Consider the following 13,620-nt stretch of genomic DNA (forward strand, 5'->3'; position numbering starts at 1 on the left):
GATTCGCAAGGGGATCAAAAAAACGACGCTCTCGGGCGTCGTTTTCTATGGGCGAAGACCAGGGATCAGTTGCCGGGGCGCGTGCTGCCCGGAACGTGGTCCGTGGACAGCGTGCTGTCAAAGTGCGGTTCGCTGTCACTGTCATCGGTTGAGAAGGGCCTGCCTCTGTTCGATGACGTGTTGCGCTGCGGGTGGTCGCTATCATCGGAGGTATGCCTGTCGGTGGCTTCCTGAGCCTTGTCACTGGCGCGATCAAGCTGTTCGGAGCCCACTTCGCTGGCCCGATCCACCAGATGGTCACGGGTATCGCCCATGGCGCGCTGTTCGGCGCGCGAGGCGGGCAGCAGCGAGCCCAGCAGAGCGCCGGCTGCCAGACCCAGAGCGCCGGCGGCCACCGGGTTGTCATGGGCCATGTCACTCAGCCACGAGCCGGTATCACGCGCTTTTGAAGAGGCGTTATGCAAACGGTCGCTGGACCCCTGCTTCATGCGATGCATTCGGTCTCCGGCACCGCTTTTGAAGTTGTGCGCCCGTTCTCCAGCGCCATCCTTCACACTGCGTGCCTTGTCACCGGCGCCGTGCATGGCGTCACTGGCGCGCTGGCGCAGGCCGCCATCATCGTGCTGGCTCGATCGGCTCGAATAGTACTGATCGACCGACTCACCCTCACTATAGAGTGGCTCATCAAAGAGCGGCTCGTCGTAAAGTTCGTCATATTCATGCGTCTGCGGCGTGGTGTCCGCGGCCGCGTGACGCGCCTGCTTCTGGCGCTTGTCGTTGAACCGGGTCGGCACATCGCTACGGCTCGAACCCGAGCTCTGGGAATAGATCAGCCAGCCAATGCCCACGCCGATCATGGCCGCTGGCATCGGGTTGTCACGGATCGAGCGGCCCAGATTGGAGAAGTAGTCTCTGGCCGAGTCGCTTTTTACGTATTCCATGGCGCTGTGCATCATGTGGTCGGAGGAAAAGCGCTCCTGAAAGTCACTGAGCGTGTCATCCAGATGAGAGCGGGTCCTGTTGATATCGGCTTCGATCTCTTCGGGGCTGCGGGTATCCTGCTGATCCTGATTATGGTCGCTCATTATCTTGTCTCCTCATCCTTCTGGCGGCTGGCGTGTTCCTTGAGCATGGACTGATCCTGCTGCAGGTTGTCCACGGTGCGGTCCGGCGTCATGGCCTGAGTGCTCAGCGTGTCTCTGGCCTTTTTCATCATGCTCATGCCGATCAGGGCGACAACAGCGCCCACGATCAGGGCCGAAAGCCAGGGGGCCAGCACGTTGCTCAGACCCAGTACGACAGCGGCCAGCAGCACCAGAAGGCCTGCGTTGAGGACGGCACCGGCCACTACCATGGAGGCGATGGCCGCGCCGGCGCGCTTGATGTTCTGCTGCATCTCGGCCTTGCCAAGCGCAATTTCCTGACGGACCAGCGAGGTAACGTCGTTGAGCAGCGAGGAGAGCATCCCCACCATGCCGCGAGGGGTTTCACCGCTGTGCTCGTCGTGTCGACGCTCTTCGGGATTCGGGTCCTTTTGATCTGAAGGTTGTGTCATGATCGAACGCTCCCTGTTGATTGAAACACTATGGTGCTGGATGCCTGTTGAACGGGCCGGTTCTGTTGAACGAGCCGGTCAGGGGCAGCTCAACGATTGGAGCTTTTCAGAAAGCGCGACAGCAGAAAACCGCCGGCCACCATGCCACCGATAAACAGCGCCGGCTCGCGGCGAGAGAAGTCCTGAGCCTGTTTCAACAGGGATTCGCTGTTTTCATCGCGCAGGTGGTCCGCCAGCGTGTCGGTTCTATCGGCCAGACGATACGTGTAGTCCGCCAGCGATACCTGGTCCTGATCCTTGAACTGCATCGCCATGCTGCGCACGGCCTCGGAGAAGTTCGAGATATAGTCGGCCACGAAGCCCTTCTGGGCATCGGCGCGGCGCAGGGCTTCCTGGCGAGCCTGATCAGCGGTTTCCTTTGCTTTCTGCTGCGCCTGCTCACGATTCTGACGCGCCTGGCCATCGTCCTGGCGACCATTGCTCTGATGGGCATTGTCCTGAGCGCCATTGCTTCCTGCGCTGCCTTGCTGGCGGTTATCGCCATGCATGAAACGTTCATCCGTGTCGTTCATGAGGTGCACCCTGAAGCCGGTAAATTTAACCTGAATCAACCCTGCCAAAACCTCTGAATATCCTTTTTGATATCCACTTTGAAACAGTAGATTGAGCCGCCACTGCGTCAAGACAAAAAAAGACAATAAGTCAGTAAAAGGCAGAAGAAATTGTTATAAATGGTTTAAACATGATTCATGTTAAAAACGGTGTTGAGGCAGGGCATGACAGGAGCGGTCATCGCGTCACAGGACAAAAAAGGCGCTCGACAGTAAAAAAAGATGAAGGCCGGAAATTATTGAGGTTGATGGAAAAAATAAGCGTTGTCGCCAGGAAAAGCCCTGTCAGGAAACAGGGCCACGCTGCCAGATCACGATGCCTTCGATCAGGGTATTGACGACCATCTCACTGTCTCGGGCCAGCTCGAAGAGCGTCTGCTTCAATAGCCAGTCGGTAGCAGTGCCCTTGATGCAGGAGAGCAGCAGAGAGGCGGCCATATCTGCATCGAGCTCGCCTCTCAGGGTGATTTCGCCACAGCTCAGGCCACGCTCGAGAATATGACTGATGATGTCGCGACACTCACGCATGTGCAGGTCGAGTTTCTCGTTGACCCAGGCAAACTCCCCGATGAACTCGTTGCGCGAGTTGGTCAGCAACAGAATGCGTTGAAGCTGCTCATCACGTGACAGGGATTGCAGATCCTGAATCAGGGTCAGGCGCATGATGGACACCGGCGCCTGGGCACCCAGCTCGCACTGGGCCAGATGGTTGGCAAGGCGCTCCGGCATCTGGCGCTTGCGTTCGAGCAGGGCCGAAAGGATGCCGCTTTTCCCTTCGGGGAAATGCCAGTTCAGTGCCCCGCGAGTCACGCCGGCACGGGTGGCAATGTCATTGTGTGTTGTGCGGCTGAGTCCCTTTTCGATAAAGAGGTGTTCGGCGGCATTGATCAAAGCCTGGCGCGTCAGCTCTGCTTCTTCCTTGGTCTTTCTCATGGACGTCTTCTTGACGTAGACCCTGTCTCACGAAATGAGTAAACACGACTGCGTGGACAGGGCGTTTCACACAGGCGATCGCACAATAATGCATACATGCGCGATTGTATATTTGCAGTGTGTGATCATGAATAGATCATTGGTCTTTACCACGGATTTCAGCGTTTGAGCACGATGGTCCGGCCGGGTGGAGGTCTGCCCGGCAGTGGCCGGCTTGATGGTCTGAAATTCGTTACCTACCTTATTAACTCCTGACCGCATCCATAAGGCCCGTGACAACGCATCATGGCGCCATCCGCCGCCCTCCGTGACGGGCGACACGCAATACGAATCACCGATCCGATAGCCATAGCGCATGATCCGGTGCCCGACACGTCGGGTATCGCGGCCTTCGGACGATGCAGTGACCGTACTGCAGACAACAAGCAGTGACCGTACAAACAAGTAGTGATCGTACAAGACGACTGATGAGGATCTGACCTATGGCATCTGTTAACCGTCATTCGACGGGCGTGGGGTTTTGTACCCCCGGCGCCCAGGCAGAAATCGCCGAACGCCCCAGAGCCGCTTCCGGCAAAACGTCCGATACCCGCCGTATCACTCTGACCGTCAATGGGCAGCAGCACGCACTGCAGGTCGCGCCCAATGCCGTACTGCTGGATGTGCTGCGTGATGAGCTGAATCTTTTCGGCACCAAGAAGGGCTGTGACCACGGCCAGTGCGGCGCCTGCACCGTTCACGTCAACGGTCGCAGCGTCAACAGCTGCCTGATGCTGGCCTGCATGCAGGAAGGTGCCGAGATCGTCACCATCGAAGGACTGGCCGAAAGCGCCGGCTTCGAACAGGGTCACCATCCGGTACAGGAAGCCTTTCTCGAGCACGATGCCTACCAGTGCGGCTACTGCACGGCAGGGCAGATGATGACCGCCTCGGCCATCATCAGCGATGACAGCATCGACGGCGACGAAGCCTCGCTGCGCGAGGCCATGAGCGGCAACATCTGCCGCTGCGGCGCCTACAAGAACATTCTCGAGGCGGTACAGCAGGCACGCGGCAAGATGCGGGGAGGCCAGTAACATGCGCACGTTTGAACTTGAAAGTGTCGAGGCCATCGATCAGGCCGTTCGCCATCGCAGCGTTCATGACGGTCAGGCCTTTATCGCCGGGGGCACCACGTTGCTGGACCTGGTCAAACTCGATGTGATGCAGCCCGAAAAGGTGGTCGATGTCACCCGACTGCCGCTCAAGCGTATCGAGCTGCTTGATGACGGGCGTCTCAAGGTAGGCGCGCTGGTCTCCAATACCGAGCTGGCCCGACACGACATCGTGATGCGTGACTACCCGGTGCTCAGCGAGGCGCTGCTCTCCGGGGCCTCTACCGGTCTGCGCAACATGGCCACCACCGGGGGCAACGTCATGCAGCGCACGCGCTGCCCCTATTTCCGCGATCCCGATATGCCCTGCAACAAGCGCGAGCCCGGATCGGGCTGCTCGGCCATTGACGGCATCAACCGTAACCACGCCGTGCTGGGCACCAGCGATCAGTGCATCGCCACGCACCCCTCCGACATGTGTGTCGGCATGGTCGCCGCCGGCGCTACCCTGGTGCTGGAAGGCCCCGAGGGCCAGCGTGAAGTGGCTTTCGAGGACTATCACCTGCTGCCGGGGAACACGCCCGAGCGCGAGCACGACCTGAAGCCGGGCGAGCTGATCACCCATGTGATTCTCGACGCGCCGCGCGGCGGCGGTCAGCACTACCTCAAACTGCGCGACCGCGCCTCCTATGAATTTGCGCTCGCCTCCTGTGCCGCCATCGTTACCCTCGATGGCGACAGCGTCAGTGACGTGCGCCTGGCACTTGGTGGTGTCGCGACCAGACCCTGGCGCGCCACGGCTGCAGAAGAGGTCCTGAAGGGGCAGCCGGCCACGCAGGAGAATTTCGAGCGCGCTGCCGAGGCCGCCTTTACGGATGCTGTGGCCTACAGCCACAACGGCTACAAGATCACGCTGGGCAAGCAGGCGATTGCGCGTGCGCTCAGGGATGCCACCGCCGCCGCTCGCGTCTGATCACGGAGAGATCACATGACCACCGATACCGGAAAGACCCGCGAACACAATTTAAGCGCCGAGAAGCCGCGCATTGACGGCACGCTCAAGCTGACCGGTGGCGCCGACTACGCCGCCGACCGTAACCTGCCCAACCAGACCTGGGGGTATCCGGTCACCAGTACGATTACCAGCGGTAAGCTGGTGTCGCTGGAACTCGACGAGGCGCTGGCGATGCCGGGCGTGCTGGATATTTTCCATCACGACAATTTCGACCGGCTCAGCCGTTCACCCAATAGCTTCGCTGAAGAAAACCTGACCAGCGAACCGCGCCTGCCGTTCGAGGACAACGAGATCCACTATCAGGGCCAGTACATTGCCCTGGTGGTGGCCGACACCCTGAACCACGCCCGCGCGGCGGCCAGAAAAGTCAGGGCCAACTACGAGCGCAGCGATGATTTTCTGACCGATATCAGGACGCTGGATCGCGGCGAAGGCGACCTGCCCGGCGAAGAACAGTCAGGCGATGCCTCCTCGCTGGGGGATGCCGACTCGGCGCTCGAATCGGCCAGCGTCAGGCTCGATCAGCGCTACACGATCGCCCAGGAAAACCACAGCGTCATGGAGATGCATGCCTCGGTGGCGCAGTGGGAAAACGACATGCTGACCATCTACGAGTCCTCTCAGGGAGTGGTCTTCCAGCGCAACGCGCTGGCCAAAATCTTCGGCATTCCGCCCGAGAAGGTCACGGTCATTTCGCATTTCATCGGCTCGGGCTTTGGCAGCAAGCTTTTCATGTGGCCGCACGCCATCATGACCGCCGTCGCGGCGCGTCGTCTGGGCCGCCCGGTCAAGACGGTGCTGTCGCGACAGCAGGAGTATCTGGCCACCGGCTATCGCCCGACCTCGCTGCAGCGCGTGCGTCTGGGCGCCGACGACAGCGGCCGACTGCTCTCCATCCATCACGACGGCTGCAACGAAAGCTCGCCGGCCGGCAAGCACGATGACACCGTCAGCGGCGCCACGCCCAAGATGTATGACTGTGGCAATGTCGCTGTCACCAATCGGCTGGTCACGGTCAACAAGTGCCCGCCGTGCCCGATGCGCGCTCCCGGAGAGTCCTCCGGTAACTTTGCACTGGAAACCGCGCTTGATGAGCTTGCGGTCCAGCTCGACATGGACCCGCTGGAGCTCAGAAAGAAAAATTTTGCCGACAAGGACCCGGCTTCCGGCCTGCCTTGGTCGAGCAATCATCTCAGAGAGTGCTGGGACAATGCGGCCAGCCGCTTTGGCTGGGACAAGCGCAATGCCACGCCCGGTGCGATGAAAGACGGTGACGAGATCATCGGCTATGGCATGGCGACCCAGAGCTGGGAAGCGATGCGCCAGCACTGCAGTGCACGCTTCGGATTCCGCGCCGACGGTTCGCTGCTGGTCGCCTGTGGTACTCAGGACATCGGCACCGGCACCTATACCATCGTGGCACAGACGGCCAGCAAGCTGACCGGTATCCCCATCGAGATGATCGATGTGCGCCTCGGGGATTCCTCGCTGCCCTCCGGACCGCTGTCGGGGGGCTCGTTTGCCACGTCCACCGTGTTGCCGGCGGTTTCGGCGGCCTTTGACGAAGCGGTGTCGCAGCTCAAGACGCTGGCCACGGCCGAAGGCGGCGCGTTTGAAAATGCTGACACGGATGCCATCGAGTTCCAGGACGGCAGGCTCGTGCACGGCGGTCAAAGCGTTGACGTCACGCAGCTGCTCAAGGACAACCAGCTGGGGCTGGTGGATGCCGTGGGGTCTGCTCAGCCCGGCGACGAGCAGAGTCAGTACAGCTTCCGCTCCTTCGGCGCCGTGTTCGTGGAAATTCGCTGGGATCCGGGCATCTCGCGTCTGCGCGTGGCGCGCGTGGTCTCGACCATCGATATCGGCCGCGCCATCAATCCGATGACGGCACGCAACCAGGTCGAGGGCGGCATTGTCATGGGCATGGGGATGGGCCTGTTCGAGCAGGCCGAGTTCGATCACAGCGGCTATCCCTACAATAACAACCTGGCGGACTACATCCTGCCGGTGAATGCCGACATGCCGGAGGTGGACGTCGAGCTGCTCGACTATCCCGACTATCACCACAATGCCTTCGGCGCGCGCGGCGTCGGCGAAATCGGGCTGACCGGTGTGGCAGCCGCCATTTCCAACGCCGTTTATAACGCCACCGGCAAGCGCATTCGCGATATGCCGATCTCGATCGAGAAAATGCTGGCGTCCTGATCCCGAGCCAGATTTTTGTGTCAAAAGGCCGACCCCCGCAAGGGGCCGGCTTTTTGGGATCGATTTTTCCTGCTCCGAATAAATTGTCTGAACAATGACTGAAAGGTGCTTACTGGCAATCTCTTCACGCTCGGTCCAGGCTTGAATCGTTTGCCGGCAAACGAGTTGACCGGTCATCACTGATATTCCCAAGATTTCAGAGCGCCTCGAGGCGCCATCGCTGGCAGCTGGCACTGCCAGGACTCATATCGACCGTGACGAGACAGGGCGCGATACAACACCAATGCCCTGATGCAATGAGGAGTAACTCATGAGTGATCACCACAAGGGTGATGGATCGGGCGTCGAGACCTTCGATGCCCGCTCGCCGTCAAGGCGACGTTTTCTCAAATCCATGGGGGCCTCGGGGCTGGCAGCGGCCACGGCACCGGCCTGGGCGCAGATCGCTCAGGCGGGACAGTCGCAGGCCGAGCCCGTTGAACCGCGTGATGATGGCGCGCCCGCCGAAGGCGAGCAGCAGATCCGGCTCACCGTCAACGGTGTCGAGCACACCCTGAACGTCACCCCTAACGCCGTACTGCTCGATGTGCTGCGTGATCGTCTTGAATTGACCGGCACCAAAAAGGGCTGTGACCAGGGCCAGTGCGGCGCCTGCACGCTGCTGGTCAACGATACGGCGATCAACTCCTGCCTGTCGCTGGCCGTGTCACATGACGGTGACGAGATCACCACCATCGAAGGGCTTTCCAACGGGGACGATCTGCATCCGGTGCAGGCGGCCTTCTGGGAACACGACGCCTACCAGTGCGGCTACTGCACTTCGGGGCAGATCATGAGCGCCGTCGCCATTCTCAACGATGACAATATCGGCAGCGATGATGCCTCGGTACGCGAGGCGATGAGCGGCAACATCTGTCGCTGTGGCGCCTACAAGAACATTCTCGCGGCCGTGCAGGATGCCCGCGGCAGGATGAAGGGAGCGAGCTGATGCACAATTTTGACTATGCGCGGGCCGACAGTACGCGCCAGGCGGTCTCTTCCCACGGTCCCGATAAACAGGCGGCCTATCTGGCCGGCGGCACCACGCTACTGGATCTGGTCAAGATCGACATCATGCGCCCGGAGCAGGTGGTCGACATCAACCGGCTCGATCTCAAAAGGATCGAAACCCTGAATGACGGCCGTACCCGGATCGGGGCACTGGTGACCAACACGGCACTCGCTCGCGATGAGCGCATCGCAAGTGACTATGCCGTGCTCAGTGAGGCGCTGCTGTCAGGGGCCACTACGCAGCTGCGCAACAAGGCGACCACTGCCGGCAATGTGATGCAGCGCGTACGCTGCCCGTACTTCCGCGACGGGGTGTCAAACTGCAACAAGCGCGAACCGGGCTCGGGCTGTGCCGCCATCGAGGGCCATAACCGCAGCGTGCACGCCGTGCTCGGCACCAGCGAGCACTGCATCGCCACGCACCCCTCCGACATGTGCGTGGCGATGGCCGCCATTGGCGCCACGATCACCGTCGAGGGCCCGGAAGGGCAGCGCGAGATCGACTTTCTCGACTTTCACCTGCTGCCGGGGGATACCCCCGAGCGCGAGCACGCTCTGAAACCGGGGGAGCTGATCACTCACGTCACGCTGGATGCCCCGCTCGACAACAGCCGCTCTCACTATCTCAAGCTGCGCGATCGCGCCTCCTATCAGTTCGCGCTGGCCTCGAGCGCCGTGATCGTCACCCTTGAGGGCGACACCATTACGGATGCCCGTGTGGCGCTGGGCGGGGTGGGCACCAGACCCTGGCGTGCCCATGAGGCAGAGGCCGCCCTCAAGGGGCAGAAAGCGACCGAGGCGACCTTTCAAAAGGCCGCCGGCATTGCGTTCAAGAGCGCCACGCCCTATGCCCATAACGCCTTCAAGATTCCGCTCGGCCAGCAGGCCATCGTGCGCAATCTCACCACCCTGACCGCCTGAAGGCGCGACCAGACAGGAGAACGTCATGAGTGACAGCATCATTGGCGCCGGTGCTATTGGTTCCGGACCAAAGCGCATTGATGGCCAGCGCAAGGTCACGGGTGCAGCGCCCTATGCCGCCGATCATCATCCCGATAACGTGGCTTATGGCTACGGGGTCTTCAGCACCATCGCCAGCGGCACCGTTGCCGGGCTCGACCTGGACGCCGCGCGTCAGTCCCCCGGGGTGATCGACATCTTTCATCACGAGCATTTCCCCGAGTTGCACCGCTCGCCATCCTCCATGGCCCAGGGCAACAAGGTCGAGGAGACCCGCCTGCCGTTCGAGGACAACAAGGTGTATTACGAAGGCCAGTTCGTGGCGCTGGTCGTGGCCGACACCTTTGAAAACGCCCGTGCCGCGGCGCGTAAGGTCGGTGTGAATTACAAAAGTGACCAAGCGATTGCCAATCTGGATCAGGGCGTGACGGCGCACGGCACCCAGAAGGGGCAGGGCAATCATGAACGCGGTGATGCGGCGGGTAACTTTGACGGCGCCGCCCACAGCATCGATGTGACCTATACCACGCCGGTCGAAACCCACAACCCGATGGAGATGCATGCCTCGGTCGCGAGCTGGGAGGGCGATCGCCTGACCATTTTCGAGTCCTCCCAGGGGGTAGTGCAGCAGCAGGGGGCGCTTGCAAAGATCTTTGGCATCCCGCCGGAACACATTCGGGTAGAGTCGCCGTTTATCGGCTCGGGCTTTGGTGCCAAGCTCTGGATGTGGCCCCATGCGGTCGCAGCGTCCGCCGCGGCGCGGGAAATCGGCCGTCCGGTGCAGCTGGTCGTACCGCGCCAGCAGATGTTCACGACCACCGGGCATCGTCCTGAAACGTGCCAGCGCATGAGGCTTGCCACGGATGAGAACGGTAAGCTGGTGTCGCTGCGTCATGAGTCGATCAACACGACCTCGTTTACCGATCAGTATGTTGAAACCTGCGGCAGCGTGACCAAAAGCCTCTACTCGTGTCCGAATCTGACGGTCAGTCATGAGACCACGCAGGTCAATCGTGGCACGCCGACCTCGATGCGGGCACCCGGTGCGGCGCCCGGGCTCTTTGCACTGGAATCGGCCATTGACGAGATGGCCCTTGAAGCCGGCGTTGACCCGCTCGAATTTCGCATGAACAACTATGCGGAACGCGACGAGAGTCTGGATCTCGACTTCTCCAGTAACCACATCCGCGAGGCGACCGAGCGGGCTGCAGAGAAGTTTGGCTGGCATGATCGCAATCCGGACGTCGGCTCGATGCGCGATGGCCATGAAATCATTGGTTACGGCATGGCGGCCTGTAACTGGGAGGCCCTCAAGCGGGAATGTGAGGCGCGGGTGTCGCTGCGTGCCGACGGCACGGCGTATGTCACCTGTGCCACCCAGGACATCGGTACCGGCACCTATACCATCATTGCCCAGACCGTGAGTGATCTGACCGGGTTGCCGATCGAGAAGATTACCGTGCGACTGGGAGATACCAGCTACCCGAAAGGCCCCATCTCGGGCGGTTCCTGGACCACGGCCACCACGCTGCCGGCGGTGGCCGCTGCCACGCGCAAGGCCATCGAGGAACTCAAGGGGTATGCCACGAGCGGGAAGGGTGACTTTGCCGACGCGGCAAGCGACAGTCTCACGTTCGAGAACGGGCAGCTCACTCATGATGGGCAGAGCGTGGACTATGTCGACGTGCTCAAGGGGCAGAAGCTGGCCAGTGCCGATGGCCATGCTCATACCCAGGGGGCTGACAGCCAATACTCCTATCGCTCCTTCGGGGCGCACTTTGTTGAAGTGCGCTGGGACCCGGGCATTTCGAATCTGCGCGTCTCAAGAGTGGTCAGCGCCATCGATGTCGGTCGCGTGATCAATTCGATGACGGCACGCAACCAGGTCGAGGGGGCCATCGTCATGGGGCTGGGCATGGCTCACTTCGAGGCCACCGAGTATGACGCGCGCAATGGCCGACCGGTGAACAACAACTATGCCGAGTATGTGGTGCCGGTGCACGCCGACCAGCCGCCGGAGGTCGATGTAATCCTGCTCGACTATCCTGATCTGGAATTCAACGAATTCGGTGCCCGCGGCATCGGCGAAATCGGGATTACCGGGATGGCGGCGGCGGTGGCCAATGCGGTCTACCACGCGACCGGCAAACGCATTCGGGATCTACCGATCTTCAAGGAGAAGCTGATGGAGAACATTCCGGCCGTCCAGTCGGCCTGAGGTGTTCGCCATTGTTTGACTCTTGTGCCGGTGCCTCCGGGTGCCGGCATTGTCATGTCTGCGGCAGGGGCGGGTGAGGCCTGCGTGGTCATGGTCATCAACAGGAGCACGGCATGACGCTGAAACATCTGCGCCACCACGAGCGTTTCGACTACCGAGCGATCACTGATCGCGATGATTTCCGCTGGCCTGGCGATACCCGTCTGGCGGTCTATGTGGGCATCAATCTGGAGCATTTCGCCTTTGGCGAGGGGCGCGGCCCCGGCATTGCACCGCCGGCGCCGGAAGGGGAACCTGACGTGCTCAACTATGCCTGGCGCGAGTACGGCAACCGCGTGGGCGCCTGGCGTTTTCTGGAGATGCTGGAAGCGCTATCACTACCGGCCGGGGTGATCGCCAATACCTCGATTCTAGATCACTGCCCCGAACTGCTGGAGGCTTTCGTGGCCCGAGGGGACGAGCTGATCGGTCATGGCCACACCAACGCCGAGCGTCAGGGGCAGATGCCGCCGAGCGAGGAGGCCGCACTGATTGCCCGCTGTCGTGAGCGTCTGGCGAGCCACTTTGGCACCGCGCCCGAAGGCTGGCTTTCGCCGTGGATTTCGGAAAGCGATCGCACCCCGGACCTGCTGCAGGAGGCAGGCTTTGGCTACACGCTCAACTGGTCACATGATGACCGCCCCACCGCCATGCGCACGCGCCGCGGTCAGCTTCTGTCGATTCCCTATCCGCAGGAGTTGAACGACATTCCGACCATCTCGACCCATCGGGTCAGCATGAACGAGTTTGCCACCATGATGCGCGATCAGTTCTTCGAGCTGCTCGAACAGTCCCGCCACCAGCCGCTGGTCATGGGTATCGCCCTGCACCCCTGGCTGACCGGCCAGCCCTTCCGGCTGCGGCTGCTGCGCAGGGTACTCACCGATCTGGCCGGCCATCGCGAGGCCGAAGGTGTCTGGTGGACCACGCCCGGCCAGATTGCGCGTCATGTGTCCAGACAAGCCGTCTGATTCCGAAGTCATGCCACTGATGGGTAGAAAAACCGCTGGAGGGCGTCGGCGACGGCCTCTGGCTGCTCCTCGGGCTGGAAGTGTCCGCATGATGCAATGGTCTCGGCATGCGCATTCGAACAAAACGGCGCCAGTGACCCGCCCATATCCTTGATCGAGCCCTGATCGGCCCCAAGGCCCAATACAGGCAGCGCGAGCCGATGACCCTCTGTCAGTCGACGATTCTGATCGGCTGATAAAGCCAACGCTCGGTAATAGGCGAGGCCCGCTCTCATGGCACCGGGAGCGGTGAAAATACGCAGATATTCGTCCAGCGCCGTTGTGTCATGACAGGCCGGGTCAGCAGATTTTTCTCTGAAAAACCACTCAAGATAGGGACGCTCACGGCCTTCAAGTAAAATCTCCGGAAGATCCGGCAGGGCATGAAACGAGAAATGCCAGGTTTTCCACGAGTGATCAGAAGACGACGGCAGACTGGCAGGCAGCGTCACGCCCGGAATACCCGAGTCGAGAAGCGCCAGGGCGCGTATTTGTGTTTCGAAAAGGTGGGCATAGGGAAAGGCTACCCATGCACCGACATCATGTGCGGCCAGACAGTACTCTCCGAGGTCCAGTTCGACCACCAGATCGTGCACCCGATGCGCCACGGTTTGCGTGTCGTAACCACTCAGCGGCTTGTCGGTGTCGCCCTGGCCGGGCAGATCGATGGCCACGACTCGAAAGCTCCTGGCCAGATGGGCCATGACGTGTCGCCAGGCAAACCAGCTTTGTGGAAAGCCTGCCAGCAAAACAATCGCCGGGGCATCATGGGGGCCACATTCAACGTAGTGAAAGCGCAGACCGTTGGCCCGTTTGAAGTGATGAGAAAAATGAAGTGCTCTGGAATTCATGCAGGCTTCCTCGAAAGCAGTAGATATGGTCCGAACTCCGGACATTTCGGGGGCGTCAAGGGGACGCGCAGGTGTGCGG

The 13,620-nt window shown here is 61.1% G+C and carries 12 protein-coding genes; 7 read left to right on the plus strand and 5 right to left on the minus strand.

Annotation, left to right across the window (positions count from 1 at the left end; genetic code table 11):
* Positions 1-65: 65 nt before the first annotated feature.
* The 4 genes from BM079_RS12545 to BM079_RS12560 form a co-directional block, all read right to left on the minus strand.
* The gene (locus tag BM079_RS12545; RefSeq protein WP_090134627.1) at positions 66-1,085 is read right to left on the minus strand and encodes a DUF3618 domain-containing protein; all 1,020 of its coding nucleotides are present in this window, start codon (positions 1,083-1,085) and stop codon (positions 66-68) included.
* Positions 1,085-1,555, minus strand: coding sequence for a phage holin family protein (locus BM079_RS12550; protein ID WP_090134630.1), 471 nt, complete (start codon positions 1,553-1,555; stop codon positions 1,085-1,087). Before BM079_RS12550 ends, BM079_RS12545 begins: the two co-directional genes overlap by 1 nt.
* Positions 1,556-1,644: 89 nt before the next feature.
* Positions 1,645-2,127, minus strand: a complete 483-nt coding sequence (locus tag BM079_RS12555; protein WP_090134632.1) for a hypothetical protein — start codon at positions 2,125-2,127, stop codon at positions 1,645-1,647.
* A gap of 324 nt (positions 2,128-2,451) precedes the next feature.
* Entirely contained in the window at positions 2,452-3,099 is a 648-nt protein-coding gene (locus BM079_RS12560) for a TetR family transcriptional regulator (protein ID WP_090134635.1), read from the minus strand.
* Positions 3,100-3,581: 482 nt separating this feature from the next.
* On the opposite strand from BM079_RS12560, the gene BM079_RS12565 reads away from it, so the two are divergent.
* The 7 genes from BM079_RS12565 to BM079_RS12595 all read left to right on the plus strand — a co-directional run bounded on the left by BM079_RS12565 (position 3,582) and on the right by BM079_RS12595 (position 12,651).
* Positions 3,582-4,175 carry a (2Fe-2S)-binding protein gene (locus BM079_RS12565; RefSeq protein ID WP_090134637.1) on the plus strand — a complete coding sequence of 198 codons (594 nt, stop codon included), beginning with the start codon at positions 3,582-3,584 and terminating at the stop codon, positions 4,173-4,175.
* 1 nt (position 4,176) lies between these two features.
* Complete coding sequence (locus BM079_RS12570; RefSeq protein WP_090134640.1) at positions 4,177-5,166, plus strand: FAD binding domain-containing protein; 990 nt, start codon at positions 4,177-4,179, stop codon at positions 5,164-5,166.
* Positions 5,167-5,181: 15 nt separating this feature from the next.
* Complete coding sequence (locus BM079_RS12575; RefSeq protein ID WP_090134642.1) at positions 5,182-7,413, plus strand: xanthine dehydrogenase family protein molybdopterin-binding subunit; 2,232 nt, start codon at positions 5,182-5,184, stop codon at positions 7,411-7,413.
* A 310-nt stretch (positions 7,414-7,723) separates the two neighbouring features.
* Complete coding sequence (locus BM079_RS12580) at positions 7,724-8,401, plus strand: (2Fe-2S)-binding protein (protein ID WP_090134644.1); 678 nt, start codon at positions 7,724-7,726, stop codon at positions 8,399-8,401.
* Positions 8,401-9,384: an FAD binding domain-containing protein gene (locus BM079_RS12585; RefSeq protein ID WP_090134646.1), complete on the plus strand. Its 984-nt coding sequence runs from the start codon at positions 8,401-8,403 to the stop codon at positions 9,382-9,384. Before BM079_RS12580 ends, BM079_RS12585 begins: the two co-directional genes overlap by 1 nt.
* 25 nt (positions 9,385-9,409) lie before the next feature.
* On the plus strand, positions 9,410-11,641 hold the full coding sequence (locus BM079_RS12590) for a xanthine dehydrogenase family protein molybdopterin-binding subunit (RefSeq protein WP_090134648.1): 2,232 nt from the start codon (positions 9,410-9,412) through the stop codon (positions 11,639-11,641).
* A gap of 113 nt (positions 11,642-11,754) precedes the next feature.
* Positions 11,755-12,651, plus strand: coding sequence for a polysaccharide deacetylase family protein (locus BM079_RS12595; RefSeq protein WP_090134650.1), 897 nt, complete (start codon positions 11,755-11,757; stop codon positions 12,649-12,651).
* An 8-nt stretch (positions 12,652-12,659) separates the two neighbouring features.
* On the opposite strand, the gene BM079_RS12600 is transcribed toward BM079_RS12595, so the two are convergent.
* On the minus strand, positions 12,660-13,586 hold the full coding sequence (locus tag BM079_RS12600) for an alpha/beta fold hydrolase (RefSeq protein ID WP_322787943.1): 927 nt from the start codon (positions 13,584-13,586) through the stop codon (positions 12,660-12,662).
* Positions 13,587-13,620 lie beyond the last annotated feature (34 nt).

Origin of the sequence: Kushneria avicenniae (assembly GCF_900112585.1) — a bacterium.
Classification (GTDB): domain Bacteria; phylum Pseudomonadota; class Gammaproteobacteria; order Pseudomonadales; family Halomonadaceae; genus Kushneria; species Kushneria avicenniae.

What these genes read in the sequence shown, in the direction of transcription:
- BM079_RS12545 (WP_090134627.1), bottom strand. Translation starts at nt 1,085, where the DNA reads ATGAGCGACCATAATCAGGATCAGCAGGATACCCGCAGCCCCGAAGAG.
- BM079_RS12550 (WP_090134630.1), bottom strand. Translation starts at nt 1,555, where the DNA reads ATGACACAACCTTCAGATCAAAAGGACCCGAATCCCGAAGAGCGTCGA.
- BM079_RS12555 (WP_090134632.1), bottom strand. Translation starts at nt 2,127, where the DNA reads ATGAACGACACGGATGAACGTTTCATGCATGGCGATAACCGCCAGCAA.
- BM079_RS12560 (WP_090134635.1), bottom strand. Translation starts at nt 3,099, where the DNA reads ATGAGAAAGACCAAGGAAGAAGCAGAGCTGACGCGCCAGGCTTTGATC.
- BM079_RS12565 (WP_090134637.1), top strand. Translation starts at nt 3,582, where the DNA reads ATGGCATCTGTTAACCGTCATTCGACGGGCGTGGGGTTTTGTACCCCC.
- BM079_RS12570 (WP_090134640.1), top strand. Translation starts at nt 4,177, where the DNA reads ATGCGCACGTTTGAACTTGAAAGTGTCGAGGCCATCGATCAGGCCGTT.
- BM079_RS12575 (WP_090134642.1), top strand. Translation starts at nt 5,182, where the DNA reads ATGACCACCGATACCGGAAAGACCCGCGAACACAATTTAAGCGCCGAG.
- BM079_RS12580 (WP_090134644.1), top strand. Translation starts at nt 7,724, where the DNA reads ATGAGTGATCACCACAAGGGTGATGGATCGGGCGTCGAGACCTTCGAT.
- BM079_RS12585 (WP_090134646.1), top strand. Translation starts at nt 8,401, where the DNA reads ATGCACAATTTTGACTATGCGCGGGCCGACAGTACGCGCCAGGCGGTC.
- BM079_RS12590 (WP_090134648.1), top strand. Translation starts at nt 9,410, where the DNA reads ATGAGTGACAGCATCATTGGCGCCGGTGCTATTGGTTCCGGACCAAAG.
- BM079_RS12595 (WP_090134650.1), top strand. Translation starts at nt 11,755, where the DNA reads ATGACGCTGAAACATCTGCGCCACCACGAGCGTTTCGACTACCGAGCG.
- BM079_RS12600 (WP_322787943.1), bottom strand. Translation starts at nt 13,586, where the DNA reads ATGTCCGGAGTTCGGACCATATCTACTGCTTTCGAGGAAGCCTGCATG.